This window comes from Streptomyces sp. NPDC090119, assembly GCF_044747085.1.
GTDB lineage: Bacteria > Actinomycetota > Actinomycetes > Streptomycetales > Streptomycetaceae > Streptomyces.
In genome coordinates this window covers 452,347-465,565 of sequence record NZ_JBIVDK010000004.1, presented here as the reverse complement: position 1 = coordinate 465,565, position 13,219 = coordinate 452,347, and the positions used below count along the sequence as shown (strand labels likewise).

Genomic DNA, 13,219 nt, shown 5'->3' with positions numbered 1-13,219 from the left:
AACGCGCGTCCGACACGGGCGCGGACCGTGCGGGGCGGAACGTCTCCGACGGGACCGGGATGATCCTGCTCGGGCTGTGCGCGGCCTGGGCGCTGATCTCGGCGGCGGCCCACGACGGGCGGCCGGAGGGGATGCTGCTCGCCGTGCTCGCCACGGCGGCGGGCTGCGCGGCCGGGCGGATATCGGGGGCGTTGCTGCCGGTGGCGGCACCGTGCGCCGGGGCGGCGGCCGCGCTGGTGGTGGCCGTGGCGATGCCCGGCCCGATGCCAGGCCCCGCCTACCCGGCTCCGCTGGGGCAGGCCGGGGCCGTCGCCGCACTGCTGGCTCTGGCCACCGGGGCGCTGTGCTGCGCCGCCTGGTCGACGCCGGTGCCGGGACTCCGCCCGCCGCTGTGGCTGCTGGCGGCCGCGGTGGTGCCGGCCGGGGCGCTGCTGGGGTCGCCGGGCGGCTGCGCCGCCGCGGGTGCCGTGCTGCTGTGCTCGGTGGCCGCGGGTTCGATGCCGCACCGGGGCGCCGGGCTAGCGGGGCTGGCGGTCGCGGCCGGGGCGGCGGTGGGCGCGGTGTGGGGGCTGGCGTCGGGGGTGCTGCCGGGCGGGTGCGCCGAGGAGTTCACGGAGCGGATCGGGCCGTACCGGGTGGCGCTGTGGGGCCGGGCGGTGCGGCTGGCCCGTGAGGCGCCGGTGTGGGGTGTCGGGCCGGGGCGGTTCGGCACGCCGGGCGATCCGGCGGGGCGGCCGCATTCGGCGCCGCTCCAGTTGCTGGCCGAGCAGGGTGTGGTGGGGGTGCTGCTGCTGGCGGGTGTGTTCGCCTGGGTGCTGCACGCCCTGTGGCGGGCCGCCCGGCCGACGCCGGTGGTGCTGACGGCCGGGGCGGCGCTCGCGGCGTTGGCGGTGATCGCGTCGGTGGGCGACGCGCTGAGTTTCACGACCGTGACGGCGGGCGCGGGCCTGCTGGCCGGGTGGGCGACGGCGCGGCCATGGGGCGAGGAGGAGCGGATGCCCCGCGCGGAGCCGGCGGCCCGGCAGGAGCGGGTGGGCTGAGCGGGCTCAGCGCGCGGTGTCCGGGGTGATCGCGCGCAGCCGGGCCCGGATGACGCGGACCGCGGACTCGGCGTCGTCCACGGTGATGGTGAAGGTGTGGCCGTCCCACAGGCTCAGCACGATGCCCTCGCCCCGGCGGACGACGACGGCGGTGCCCTTCTCGGGGCGCCAGCGGTAGCCCCAGCCGCCCCAGTGGCGGGGGGTGACGTGCGCGATGTAGTCGGCGCCGACGACCTCGGAGAGCGGGATGCGGCGGCGCGGCAGCCCGACGTGGCCGCAGCGGACCTCCAGGGTGTCCTGGTCGAGCTTGAGGTCGACGTGCACGAAGGCGAGGGTTCCGAACAGGACGAGCAGCCCGACCGCGATGCAGCCCACGACGGACATGACCAGGGCGATGACGCCGGAGGTCCACGCGGACTGCACGGCCAGCTCGATCCCGAGCGCCATGCAGGCGGCGCCGGCCAGCGCCAGCACCCACTGCACACGGTTGGTGGCGCGTCCGGTCCAGACGTCGGGGTGCGGGGCGTCCTCGGCGTCGCGGTGCTCCCTCATGTCTATGAGGTTACCCAGGTTTCGCCGTGCTGGTACGTGCTCACGGAGAGGTACTGCTCCGTGCGGGCGGCCCCCGGCGGGGGCCGCGCCCGGTGTCACATCCGGTCGGCGAGCGGGCCCGCGGCGGGCAGGAGGCGGCCCTCGGCGTAGTGCAGCGCGGTCGCGGGCAGCGCGCCCTCGCGGCCGCTCAGCAGCACGGTGAGGGCGCCCTCGGCGGGGGCGTCGGGCGCGGGGCTCTCGCCGATCCGGCGCAGCGCCTGGGCGGCGACGGCGCCGGCGGAGCCGTGCAGGACGAGGGGGGCGGCGCCGGGCTGCTGTACGGCGGTGCGGATACGTTCCGCCACGAGTTCGTAGTGGGTGCAGCCGAGGACGACGGTCGTCACGTCGGGCGGGGTGAGTTCCGCGGCGGCGGCGACGGCGGCGGCGATGGCCCGCTCGTCGGCGTGCTCGACGGCCTCCGCCAGGCCCCAGCAGGGCACCTCGGTGACCTGGACGCCGTCCGCGAAGTCCGCGATCAGTCCGCGCTGGTAGGGGCTGCCGGTGGTGGCGGGGGTCGCCCAGATCGCCACGTGTCCGCCCCCGGCCGCGGCGGGCTTGATCGCGGGGACGGTGCCGATCACCGGGATGCCGGGTTCGCAGCGGGCGCGCAGCGCGGGCAGGGCGTGCACGGTGGCCGTGTTGCAGCCGACGATGAGGACGTCCGGCCGGTGCGCGGCGGCGGCCTCGGCGACGGCGACGGCACGTCGGCTCAGGTCCTCGGGGGTGCGCGGCCCCCAGGGCATGCCGTCGGGGTCCAGGGAGAGGACGAGATCCGCGTCGGGCCGAAGGCGGCGCACGGCCGCGGTGGCTGCGAGGAGGCCGATTCCGGAGTCCATGAGCGCGATCTTCACCCGGTCACGATAGTCGATGGCCGCCGGTGGGCCGTTCCGGTGGGGCAGACTGCGGCCGTGAGCGCCATCGTGTGGACCGCCGCCGTCTCCCTCGCCGTCTGGTGCTGGCTGCTGCTGGGTCAGGGTCTCTTCTGGCGCACCGACGTACGGCTGCCTCCGCGCCGCGAACCCGAGGTGTGGCCGCCGGTCTGCGTGGTGGTCCCGGCCCGTGACGAGGCGGCCGTGCTGTCCACGAGCCTGCCCTCGCTGCTCGCCCAGCACTATCCGGGCCGGGCGGAGGTCTTCCTGGTGGACGACGGGAGCCGCGACGGTACCGGCGCCCTGGCCCGCGAACTGTCCCGGCGGCTGGGCGGCCTGCCGCTCACGGTGGACTCCCCGGGCGAGCCTCCCGAGGGCTGGACGGGCAAGCTGTGGGCGGTGCGGCACGGGATCGCCCTGGCACGCGCGCGTGACCCCGAGTACCTGCTGCTGACGGACGCGGACATCGCCCACGCCCCGGACAGTCTGCGCTCCCTGGTCGCGGCGGCCCGTACGGGTGACTTCGACCTGGTGTCACAGATGGCCCGGCTGCGCGCGGAGAGTCCCTGGGAACGTCTGGTGGTACCGGCCTTCGTCTACTTCTTCGCCCAGCTGTACCCGTTCCGGTGGATCGGTCGCCGGGGCGCGCGTACGACGGCGGCGGCCGGGGGCTGTGTGCTGCTGCGCACGGACATGGCCGAGCGGGCGCGGATTCCGGACGCCGTCCGGCACGCGGTCATCGACGACGTGGCCGTCGCGCGCGCGGTGCGGGCGAGCGGCGGCCATCTGTGGCTGGGGCTGGCCGACCGGGTGGACAGCGTCCGCCCCTATCCGGGGCTGGGCGAGCTGTGGCGCATGGTCTCGCGGAGCGCGTACGCCCAGCTCCGGCACAGTCCGCCGCTGCTGCTCGGCACGGTGATGGGGCTCGCGCTGGTGTATCTGGTGCCGCCCACGGCGGTGGTGGTGGGCACGGCCATGGGGGACACGCCCACATGGGTGCTCGGTTCGGTGGCGTGGGCGGTGATGGTGGCGACGTACATGCCGATGCTGCGCTACTACCGGCAGCCGCTGTGGCTCGCTCCCCTACTGCCGTTCACGGCGTCCCTCTATCTGCTGATGACGCTCGACTCGGCCGTCCAGCACTACCGGGGCCGGGGCGCGGCGTGGAAGGGCCGTACCTACGCGCGTCCCGACGCCGTGCCGGACGAGGGCTGAGCGCGGTTCACCCGCGGTGGGGTTCACTTGTGGTGGGGTTTCACTTGCGGCCAGGGGTCCAGTTCATCCCCCAGCCGTAGGCCCGGTCGACGGTGCGCTGCGGGCTCACTCCGCGCTCCGGGACCAGGTAGCGGGCCTCGCGCCGGACGACGAGGTCGCCGCCGGTGTCGGTGATCAGGGCGAGCGCGCACACCGTGGAGGGCACCGTGCACTCGTCCAGCGAGAAGTCGATCGGGGCGCCGTGCTGCGGCCGGAGGGTGACGGTGGCATGCAGGTCGGCGAAGGAACTGGCGCCCTCGTAGATGGTGACGAAGACCAGGACCCGTCTGAGCTGGTCCTTGTGGTCGAGGCTGATGGTGAGGTTCTCGCCGTTCGCCGTGGCGCCGGTGCGGTCGTCGCCGTCGAGGTGGATGAAGGGCGGCCGGTCCAGCGCCCCGAAGGCGTTGCCGAGGGCCTGTACGACGCCTTTGCGGCCGTCGCTGAGTTCGTACAGGGCGCACAGGTCGAGGTCGAGGTCGCCGGGTCCGGCGCCCCGGTGGCGGCCCGTGACGCGCTTGCGGGTCTGCCAGTTGAGGTTGACGCGCATTACGCCGGAGGTGCCGCCCTGCTTGGCCAGCGACACCGAGGGGGCCGCCTTGGTGAGCGTGACCTTGGCGGGCTGCGGCGGCGGCGCGGCCGCAGCGGGGGGCGCGGCCGGGTGCTGGGGTACGTCGACGGTGATGCCGAAGTCCGTCGCCAGGCCCGCCAGGCCGCTGTCGTAGCCCTGGCCCACGGCGCGGAACTTCCAAGAGCCCTGACGGCGGTAGAACTCGCCGAGGACGAACGCGGTCTCCACGGTGGCCCCGGTGCTGTCGAACCGGGCGGCGGCGTCTCCCGTGACGGCGTCCGAGATCTGGACGGCGAGGCCGGGGACCTGGCCGAAGGTGCCGCCGTCGGCCGAGGCGGCGAGGACGATCCGCTCGATGCCCGCCTCCACGCGCGCGAGGTCGACGAGCAGCGTGTCGGTGACCTGCGCCCCGGTGGTCTCCTTGCCCTGGTGGCGGACCGCGCCGGAGGGGTGCGCGGGCTGGTTGTAGAAGACGAGGTCGCTGTCCGCGCGGACCCTGCCGTTCGCGAGCAGCAGCGCCGAGGCGTCCACGTCGGGGATGCCGGGGCCTGCCCGGCGGGTCACCTCGACGCGGAGCGCGGTGGTGGGCACCGGCGTGTTCGACCCCTTCGGCATGGACATGTCCGCCCCCATCTGCAGATCTTCCGACGCTCCGTCAACCGCCGGTAACCCGGCAGGAACTCGGCTTTACACGATCCAAACGCCGGATGGAGTCCATTTTTGGCAAGTTCGCTCGGATTAGCGATCCCAGATCGCCGTCGACACGGAAAACAACCCTCTTATCGGTCTCCCCAACCAGCACATCGTGGGCTTAACTTATGTGCCATGACCTCCCCCCGCTCCACCTATGGCGGCGGCTACTACTCCGCCTCCTTCCCGGACACCCCGATCTACGACTCGCTCGTGGCCGAGCGGGGCACCCCGCAGATCGCCCCGATCAGGGTCCCGGCCGCGTACGACACCGGTCTCGGCATGCCGTCCTCCCCCGGTATGCCCGCCCCCGGCAGCAACCTCCCCGCGCTGCCCTCCGCTCTCCCCGCCCTTCCCGCGGCCCCCTCGCCGCAGCCCCCGGCGTACGGCTACCCGCAGGCGGCGCAGGCCGCCCCGATGCAGCCGACGCCCACCGCGTACATCCCGCAGCAGGCCGGCGCCCCGCGCGGCTACCCCGGCGCGCAGCCCCAGCAGCCGCGCCCGGCGGCACCCTCGGGGTACGAGGCGATGCGCCCGGCGGCGCCCCGGCCGCCGCAGCAGCCGTACCAGGAGCAGCCGTACAACAACCAGCAGTACCGCGGATACTGATCCTCTTCCGCTCTCCGTGAGGCACCGTCCGGCAGGGTGCCCGCATGGGGAACGCCGTACCGCGATCGATCCACGTCCACCCGGTCGAGGTGTTCCGGCACCCGACGCTCCCGCAGGCCGAGGTGGAGCCCCGGGGGCCGGCCGGTGACCGGCATGGGCGCTGATCGACGACGGGGGGGAAGGTCGTCACCCAGCGCGAGCAGCCCCTTCTCGCGTGCCCCGTCGCCGAGCTGTCGCCCGGCGGCGGCATCCGTCTGTCGGCGTGCGGTCACTCTCCCCTGACTCCCCTGACGGTGCCCGTACCCCGTCCCGGCGGGACCATGCCGATCGATCTGGTCGGCCGCGAGGTGGAGGCCGTCCGCCTCGACTCGGCGCCCACCGAAGGCCGTCCCGCGGACGAGCGCCCCTTGCCGGTGAGCCGCTTCCGGCCCAGCGCGGTCGTCGCGGGCGCCGAGGCGTCGGACGAGGACCACCCCTCACCACCGGCACGATCCGGGTCGGCGACCCCGCGCGCGTCCACCTCTGACGCCCTCTCACCTCCGGTCGGCTGTTCGGGCGCGCGGACCGGGAACTCACGGCCCACCCGCGTCGTTGGGAGGAAGATGAGAAATCCGTGAGAGAAACCTCGTCGACGTGATGTCCCTCTCCCGTGCCCTCTTCACCGGGCCGGGGGATGAGCGGGGCCGACACGGGGCAGGACGGGGGCGTCGGAGCGAAGGGGGGTGGGGGCGTGCGCACCATCAGCGGTCTGTGGCGCTGGCGCGGCAATCCGCTGCGCCGCCCGACCGATGTCGCGGAGGCGTGGGTGTGCCTCCTGGCACTGCTGCTGACGGTCGTGGCCATGCCCGTCGTCGGTACGGTGACCGGGTCCGCCGCGCAGGACTCGCTGCGCAGGTCGGTGCGCGAGCAGCGGAGCACCCGCCATCTCGTCACGGCCACCGTGCTGCGCCCCCTCGCGCAGGCTCCCCCGGAGTCCGATCCCGACACCGGCGCGGCCCGTACCTCCCGCAGCCGGGTCCTGGCCGGATGGACCGCGCCGGACGGCACCCGTCGGCAGGGCGCGGTGCTGGCGGAGGTGAAGTCCCCCCGCGCGGGTGAGCACTTCAGGCTCTGGACCGACCCGAGCGGGCGAATAACGACCCGGCCCCTGGACTCCGCCACCGCGCGGGCGCACGCGGCGCTGGCCGGTTTCGGCGCCGCCGTGGTGGCGGCCGGGCTCATCGAGAGCGTGCGGCGTCTCGCCGTCTGGCGCATGGTCCGTCGCCGGCACGCGAGTTGGGACCGGGCGTGGGACCGGGCGGGCCCGGACTGGGGCAAGGCCGGCACGGGCAGCCAGTGACGGCTGTTCGCCGACCGCGGGACCGGGGTTCCGGCTCTGGTCGGTCCGCCACCCGCGCGCACGCTACGGTGGACCGGCCGACTCGCTTTCGGCATCGACCCGCGCGCGAGACAAGCCGAAGGCCGCGCCGGAGTCCGGAGCACGCGCGTACGCGAACGCCCTGGCGGCGCCCCGCGGTCGCCGTCCCGGCACCCGGCTGCGGAGCCCCTGAGGCGGACGAGCACAAGTACCACGAGGTGGGGGCACGGCAACGCCATGGCACAGGGCACGGTCCAGGTGACGCACACCGGCACATCGCGGTGGCGACGCCGCACGGGTGAGTACGCGTCGCTCGCGGCCGCCCTGGAGGCCGCCTCCGACGGCGACGTCCTCACCATCGCCCCCGGCACCTACCGGGAGAACCTCGTCGTACGGCGGGAGGTGACACTGCGCGGCCCCGACAACGCGCCGGGCTCGGTGCGGATCGCGCCCGTGGACGGCGTGCCACTGACCGTGCGGGCCTCCGCCGTCGTGCAAGGCCTGCACGTGGAGGGCCAGGACGGCGCCGCCCCGGCGCTGCTGGTCGAGGAGGGCACGCCGGAACTGCTGGACGTACGGATCGTGACCCGGTCCGCCTCCGGCATCGAGGTGCGCGGCGGGGCCCGGCCGACCGTGCGCCGCTGCACGGTGGACAACCCGGCAGGCATCGGCGTCCTCGTCCTGGACGGCGGCGCCGGGGTGTTCGAGGAGTGCGAGGTCGTCTCGGCCGGGCAGGCGGGCGTGGCCGTGCGCGGCGGCGGGCATCCGCGGCTGGACCGCTGCCGGGTGCACCACGCCTCGGGCACCGGGTTGAGCGCCACCGGGGAGAACTCGTCGCTGGAGGCGTTCGGTTGCGAGGTGTACGAGGTGCGCGGGGCCGGCGTGCAGATCACCCAGCGGGCCACCGCCCAGCTCACCGACTGCAAGGTGCACCGCACTTCGGCGGACGGCGTCACGCTCGACACGGACGCGGTGCTGACGCTGGCCGACTGCCGTATCCACGACATCCCGGAGAACGCGGTCGACCTGCGCTCCCGTTCGGTGCTGACCCTGACCCGGACCACGGTGCGCCAGTTCGGGCGCAACGGCCTCTCGGTGTGGGACCCGGGCACCCGCGTGGACGCCAACCAGTGCGAGATCTTCGACAGCACCGGCGACTACCCGGCGGTGTGGGTGAGCGACGGCGCGACGGCGGTGCTGGACTCCTGCCGGGTGCACGACGTGCCGGACGCGCTCTTCGTGCTGGACCGGGGCTCCCGCGCGGACGTGGTGGACAGCGATCTGTCCCAGGTGCGCAACACGGCGGTGTCGGTGAGCGACGGGGCGACCGCGCAGCTCGACGACTGCCGTATCCGGGACGCGGCGACCGGCGCCTGGTTCCGGGACCACGGCAGCGGCGGCACGCTCAGCAACTGCACGGTGGACGGCACGCAGACCGGGGTGATCGTCACCAAGGGCGCCGATCCGACGATCGAGCGCTGCGTGGTGCAGGGCCCGGCCGAGGCGGGGTTCTACGTCTCCGCGGGCGGCCGGGGCAGCTTCGTCGGCTGCCAGGTCACCGGCAGCGGCGGCTACGGCTTCCATGTCCTCGACGGCTGCCGTACGACGCTGCGCAAGTGCCGTACGGAGCGGTGCGTGCGCGGTGGTTACGAGTTCGCCGAGGGCGGCCCGGACGCGGGATCGGGCGGCGCGGGGCCGGTGGTGGAGGAGTGCAGCAGCGACGAGAGCGGTGGGCTGCCGCGGTCCCCGGCGTCGTCGCGGGACACGGCGGTGCAGACGGTACCGGCGTCCACGGGCGGGCTGCTCGGCGCGATCCCCGGACAGCGTGCCGTCGGTCCGGAGCCGTCCGCCGCGCCGCCGGTGCCGGAGCGGGAGACCCGTACGTCGAAGGCGGTGATGGGTGAACTCGACGCGCTGGTGGGCCTGGAGAGCGTCAAGCGCGAGGTGCGGGCGCTGACCGACATGATCGAGGTGGGCAGACGCCGCCAGCAGGCGGGGCTCAAGGCCGCCTCGGTGAAGCGGCATCTGGTCTTCACCGGCTCCCCCGGCACCGGCAAGACGACGGTGGCCCGGCTGTACGGGGAGATCCTGGCCTCGCTCGGCGTGCTGGAGATAGGGCATCTGGTGGAGGTGTCCCGGGTCGACCTGGTGGGCGAGCACATCGGTTCCACCGCGATCCGCACCCAGGAGGCGTTCGAACGGGCGCGGGGCGGTGTGCTGTTCATCGACGAGGCGTACGCGCTGTCGCCGGAGGACGCCGGGCGTGACTTCGGCAAGGAGGCCATCGACACGCTGGTGAAGCTGATGGAGGACCACCGGGACGCGGTGGTGGTGATCGTGGCGGGCTACACGGCGGAGATGGAGCGTTTCCTGTCGGTCAACCCCGGTGTGGCGTCCCGTTTCTCGCGGACGATCACCTTCGGGGACTACGGTCCCGAGGAGTTGCTGCGGATCGTGGAGCAGCAGTCCGACGAGCACGAGTACCGGCTGGCGCCGGCCACCGGGGAGGCGCTGCTGAAGTACTTCACGGCGTTGCCGAAGGGCCCGGCGTTCGGCAACGGCCGTACCGCGCGGCAGACGTTCGAGGCGATGGTGGAGCGGCACGCGAGCCGGGTGGCGCAGTTCCCCGACCCGAGCACCGACGACCTGACCCTGCTGTACCCGGAGGATCTGCCGGAGCTGCCGTGAGGGTCATCCCCGTCCGGGTTCCGGGCGGGGCGCGGGCAGGCCGGGGTGGAGGTCGGCCAGCAGGCGGTCGCGTTCGCGGGTGAAGACCGGGTCCTCCTGGTAGTCGGAGTGGCCGAGGATCGGTGCGGGCAGCGGGTGTTCGGGGGTGCGGCCGTAGGCCCGCGGGTCCGGCAGCGGCGCGTGGTCGACCTCGGGGCCGTGCCCGGCGGTCAGCCGGACGGGGCCGCCGATGGGGTCGGTGCGGCGGTGGAGGTTGCGCCAGCAGCAGACGTCGCGATGCAGGGCGGCGAGCGCGGCCGGGCCGAAGTGGGCGGGGAACCAGCGGCCGTAGAGCCGCTCCAGCGGTGAGCCGTAGGTGAGCAGGGCGACGCGTTCGCGGACGGCGGGCGTCAGCTGCCAGGCCGCGGCGGCGACCAGGACACTGCCCTGCGAGTGGCCGGAGAGGACGAGACGGCCGCCGGTGCGCTCGGTCCAGGTCGCGGTGCGCCAGGTCAGGTCGGGTACGGCGCGCTCGGCGTAGCAGGGGGGCGCGAAGGGGTGGGCGGCGCGCGGCCAGAAGGTGCCGACGTCCCACAGGATTCCTATGGTCCGCCTGGCGGAGGCGTCCTTGTAGGCGCGGCGCCCCCAGGCGACGAAGAGCAGGAAGCCGACGCCGATCAGCCAGGAGCCGAGCATCTGGCAGATCCCGGCGGCGATCCGGACGGTGTCGCCCGCGTTCCGGGCGGCGTGGGCGGGCGCGAGCCCGGTGGCGAGGGCGCCGGTGAGGGCCCCCGCACCGGCGATCAGGGTGGCGACGGAGCCCACGGCGAGGATCAGCGGCGCGCGGTCGGTGAGGGTGGCCATGGCGCGGACGTGGGCGATGCGCCTCGTGCGGTGGGGGTCCTCGGGTTCGCCGGGGTGCTCGGCGCGCACCCGTCGGCGTTCGGCGCGGGCGAGCCGGGCGGTGCGCCGGGCCAGGACGGCGATGAGGACGAGGAGCACGGCGAACACGGGCGGGATCGCGGACGCCTGCCAGGTGAGGGTGACGGGCGGCCCGGTGAGCGAGGCGCGGGTGCCGTCCAGCCAGTCGGCGACGCGCTGGGCGACCCCGCCGGAGGCGACTCCGCCGAGCGCGCAGGCGAGCAGGGCGACGGCCGGTCCACCGAGGCCGCGCATCGCGGCACGGGGGTCGGGCAGGCGCCGGTGGAGGCCGCGGGCGACGACGGCGAGCGCGACGACCAGGATGCCCTGGGCCAGCATGATCGCGCCGAACGCCGGGTCGCCGGGCAGCCGTCCGGTGGACCGCCAGCCCGGCCGGGACCAGGCCGCGTAGGTGACGGCGAGCAGCAGCAGACCGAGGGCGCCGAGCGGGAGAGCGCGCAGCAGGTGGCGGTCGAGCGCCTGGTCGAGTCGGCGTTCGCTGCGGCCCCGGCGGCACACGACCGCGACGACCACGCAGCCCCAGGCGAGGATGCCGGTGCCGAGCAGGACGCCGAGGAGGTGGAGGAGGGCGGGTCCGCCGGGGCGATGGTCGAAGCGTGCGGTGGGCACGGTGACGGCGGCGGCGACGGTGAGCAGACCGGCCGCGGTGTGCGCGGCACGGAGCCGGGCGCCGAGGCGGCGGCCGTACCAGAAGCCGGGGCGGGCCAGCGCGCTCTCGTCGGGCCCCGGTTCGGCGGTGGCGGTCAGCGGGCGGTGGGACTCGTAGGCGCTCCAGGTGCGGTGGGAGAGGTACCAGAGCAGCGCGGTGAGCAGGGTGGGGACCAGGGCGGCCAGGGCGAGGCGGCGGCCGGGCCCGCTCCACCAGCCGCCGTCGGAGAGGGCGGGCGAGAGGAAGGCGAGCCAGGTGTGGCGTCCGGCGCAGGCGGGGGCACCGGCGCACTGCCAGGCCACCAGGTCCAGGGCGACCTCGCAGGCGGCCGCGACCAGCAGCACGGTCAGGGTGAGGGCGGCCAGCCGGACGAGGAGGCCGTAGAGGCGGACCGGGGGGCCGGGGCGCTCTGCCGTGGGGCGCATCCAGTGGGCGAGGTTGACCACCATGAAGGGCAGCAGCAACAGCCACAGGGCGCGGGTGCCGTTGCCCGAGGTGAGGTTGCACCACACGTACGCCTCGCGCACCGGGCCCTTGCCGGGGAGTTCGTCCAGTGCGGGGCCCGCTCCCCCGGCGGGCTCCGGGACGTCCTCGGCACGGCGGTAGACGGCGGCCGTGTCGTCGCCGGTGACGCGGACCGTGCGCGGGTCGCCGAGCATCTTCTCCGGTGTGGTGCCGCCGACGCCGTGCACCAGCAGTTCCAGGCCGCGTTCCGTCGGCGTGGCGGCCTGGGTCGGCAGGTCCGGAGGGCCCGGCCGGGGATCGGTGAGGCGTTCCCGCGCGTGTTCCACTTGTCGTCCGCACTTCCGTTGTCACCTGAGGGGTCTCAAGTCCGTGCGGGCTTCAGGTTCTCCGTTTCCGGTGTGGCGTACACCTGGCGGAACGGCTTGTCACGGAATCTCCCCGATCCGGGTGACAGCGGTCGCCATAGAGCCCGCACACATGTGCGCGCACCCTATGTATGCGTGGTGACAGGCAGTGGCGCGCCCTATGGCGGCCCGTGACAAGATGAGAAGCCAGCGCATGGGGTGGACCTATCGAACGGGCAGGTCACCGCAGGTGTGTCAGGCGGCTCGGACAGGTGTGGCGAAAGGACCGGAGCGTACGTGAGCGAGAATCAGAACCTCCTCGCGGAGCAGCGGCGCGCCCTCATCGTGGACGAGGTCCGGCGCCGGGGCGGTGTCCGGGTCAATGAACTGACCCGTCAGCTGGGCGTGTCGGACATGACCGTGCGCCGGGATCTGGACGCGCTGGCCCGGCAGGGTGTGCTGGAGAAGGTGCACGGCGGTGCGGTGCCGGTGGTCGAGGCGAGCACGCACGAGCCGGGTTTCGAGGCCAAGTCGGGCCTGGAGCCGACCGCCAAGGAGGACATCGCGCGGGCGGCCGCCCGCCTGGTGGCGCCCGGTTCGGCGATCGCGCTGTCCGGCGGTACGACCACCTTCACGCTGGCCCGGCAGCTTCTCGAGGTGCCCGATCTGACCGTGGTGACGAACTCGGTGCGGGTAGCGGACGTCTTCCACACCGCGCAGCGCACCTCGGGCCGCCGTCAGGGCGCGGCCACGGTGGTGCTGACCGGCGGGGTGCGTACCCCGTCCGACTCGCTGGTGGGTCCGGTCGCGGACCGGGCCATCGCCGCGCTCCACTTCGATCTGCTGTTCCTCGGGGTGCACGGGATATCGGCGGAGGCCGGGCTGTCCACGCCGAATCTCGCCGAGGCGGAGACCAACCGGCAGCTGGTGCGCTCGGCGCGCCGGGTCGTGGTGGTCGCCGACCACACCAAGTGGGGCACAGTGGGGCTCAGTTCGTTCGCCGCGCTGGACGAGGTGGACACGCTCGTCACGGACGGGGGGCTGCCCGCCGAGGCCCGTGCGGAGATCTCCGAGCGGCTGCGGCGCCTGGTGGTGGCGGGCGAGCCGGAGGACGACGAGGAGCTGGAGGCTCCCGAGGAGGACTGACGGCGCGCCGACAGTAAGGCCACCGTCC

Annotated in this window: 10 protein-coding genes; 6 read left to right on the top strand and 4 right to left on the bottom strand. The window is 74.6% G+C overall.

Annotated features, from left to right (window positions below):
- Window positions 1-59 precede the first annotated feature (59 nt).
- The gene (locus ACIPPM_RS19875; protein ID WP_401450131.1) at window positions 60-1,040 is read left to right on the top strand and encodes an O-antigen ligase family protein; all 981 of its coding nucleotides are present in this window, start codon (window positions 60-62) and stop codon (window positions 1,038-1,040) included.
- A 6-nt stretch (window positions 1,041-1,046) separates the two neighbouring features.
- Here the strand turns inward: ACIPPM_RS19875 and ACIPPM_RS19870 are convergent, their stop codons facing one another.
- On the bottom strand, window positions 1,047-1,592 hold the full coding sequence (locus tag ACIPPM_RS19870) for a hypothetical protein (protein ID WP_401449391.1): 546 nt from the start codon (window positions 1,590-1,592) through the stop codon (window positions 1,047-1,049).
- Window positions 1,593-1,687: 95 nt separating this feature from the next.
- Window positions 1,688-2,482 (bottom strand): glutamate racemase, encoded by a 795-nt coding sequence (locus ACIPPM_RS19865; RefSeq protein WP_401449388.1) that lies wholly within the window; start codon window positions 2,480-2,482, stop codon window positions 1,688-1,690.
- Between the two features lie 57 nt (window positions 2,483-2,539).
- Between ACIPPM_RS19865 and ACIPPM_RS19860 the strand changes: the two genes are divergently transcribed.
- Window positions 2,540-3,715 (top strand): glycosyltransferase, encoded by a 1,176-nt coding sequence (locus ACIPPM_RS19860; protein WP_401449385.1) that lies wholly within the window; start codon window positions 2,540-2,542, stop codon window positions 3,713-3,715.
- A gap of 40 nt (window positions 3,716-3,755) precedes the next feature.
- Here ACIPPM_RS19860 and ACIPPM_RS19855 read toward each other — a convergent pair whose 3' ends face one another.
- Window positions 3,756-4,937: a TerD family protein gene (locus ACIPPM_RS19855; protein WP_401450129.1), complete on the bottom strand. Its 1,182-nt coding sequence runs from the start codon at window positions 4,935-4,937 to the stop codon at window positions 3,756-3,758.
- A 210-nt stretch (window positions 4,938-5,147) separates the two neighbouring features.
- Here ACIPPM_RS19855 and ACIPPM_RS19850 point away from each other — a divergent pair, with 210 nt between their 5' ends.
- The 3 genes from ACIPPM_RS19850 to ACIPPM_RS19840 all read left to right on the top strand — a co-directional run bounded on the left by ACIPPM_RS19850 (window position 5,148) and on the right by ACIPPM_RS19840 (window position 9,666).
- Complete coding sequence (locus tag ACIPPM_RS19850) at window positions 5,148-5,621, top strand: DUF6643 family protein (protein WP_393593118.1); 474 nt, start codon at window positions 5,148-5,150, stop codon at window positions 5,619-5,621.
- 730 nt (window positions 5,622-6,351) lie between these two features.
- A complete protein-coding gene (locus ACIPPM_RS19845) occupies window positions 6,352-6,960 on the top strand; it encodes a hypothetical protein (RefSeq protein ID WP_401449382.1) in 609 nt (202 codons plus the stop codon).
- Window positions 6,961-7,215: 255 nt separating this feature from the next.
- Window positions 7,216-9,666 carry a right-handed parallel beta-helix repeat-containing protein gene (locus ACIPPM_RS19840; protein WP_401449379.1) on the top strand — a complete coding sequence of 817 codons (2,451 nt, stop codon included), beginning with the start codon at window positions 7,216-7,218 and terminating at the stop codon, window positions 9,664-9,666.
- Between the two features lie 3 nt (window positions 9,667-9,669).
- Here the strand turns inward: ACIPPM_RS19840 and ACIPPM_RS19835 are convergent, their stop codons facing one another.
- Window positions 9,670-12,027 carry a hypothetical protein gene (locus ACIPPM_RS19835; RefSeq protein WP_401449376.1) on the bottom strand — a complete coding sequence of 786 codons (2,358 nt, stop codon included), beginning with the start codon at window positions 12,025-12,027 and terminating at the stop codon, window positions 9,670-9,672.
- Window positions 12,028-12,342: 315 nt separating this feature from the next.
- Between ACIPPM_RS19835 and ACIPPM_RS19830 the strand changes: the two genes are divergently transcribed.
- Window positions 12,343-13,191, top strand: coding sequence for a DeoR/GlpR family DNA-binding transcription regulator (locus ACIPPM_RS19830; RefSeq protein ID WP_401449373.1), 849 nt, complete (start codon window positions 12,343-12,345; stop codon window positions 13,189-13,191).
- Window positions 13,192-13,219 lie beyond the last annotated feature (28 nt).

Bases quoted from the DNA above. Each gene is read 5' to 3' on its own strand.
- ACIPPM_RS19875 (WP_401450131.1), top strand. From the start codon at position 60: ATGATCCTGCTCGGGCTGTGCGCGGCCTGGGCGCTGATCTCGGCGGCG.
- ACIPPM_RS19870 (WP_401449391.1), bottom strand. From the start codon at position 1,592: ATGAGGGAGCACCGCGACGCCGAGGACGCCCCGCACCCCGACGTCTGG.
- ACIPPM_RS19855 (WP_401450129.1), bottom strand. From the start codon at position 4,937: ATGCCGAAGGGGTCGAACACGCCGGTGCCCACCACCGCGCTCCGCGTC.
- ACIPPM_RS19850 (WP_393593118.1), top strand. From the start codon at position 5,148: ATGACCTCCCCCCGCTCCACCTATGGCGGCGGCTACTACTCCGCCTCC.
- ACIPPM_RS19840 (WP_401449379.1), top strand. From the start codon at position 7,216: ATGGCACAGGGCACGGTCCAGGTGACGCACACCGGCACATCGCGGTGG.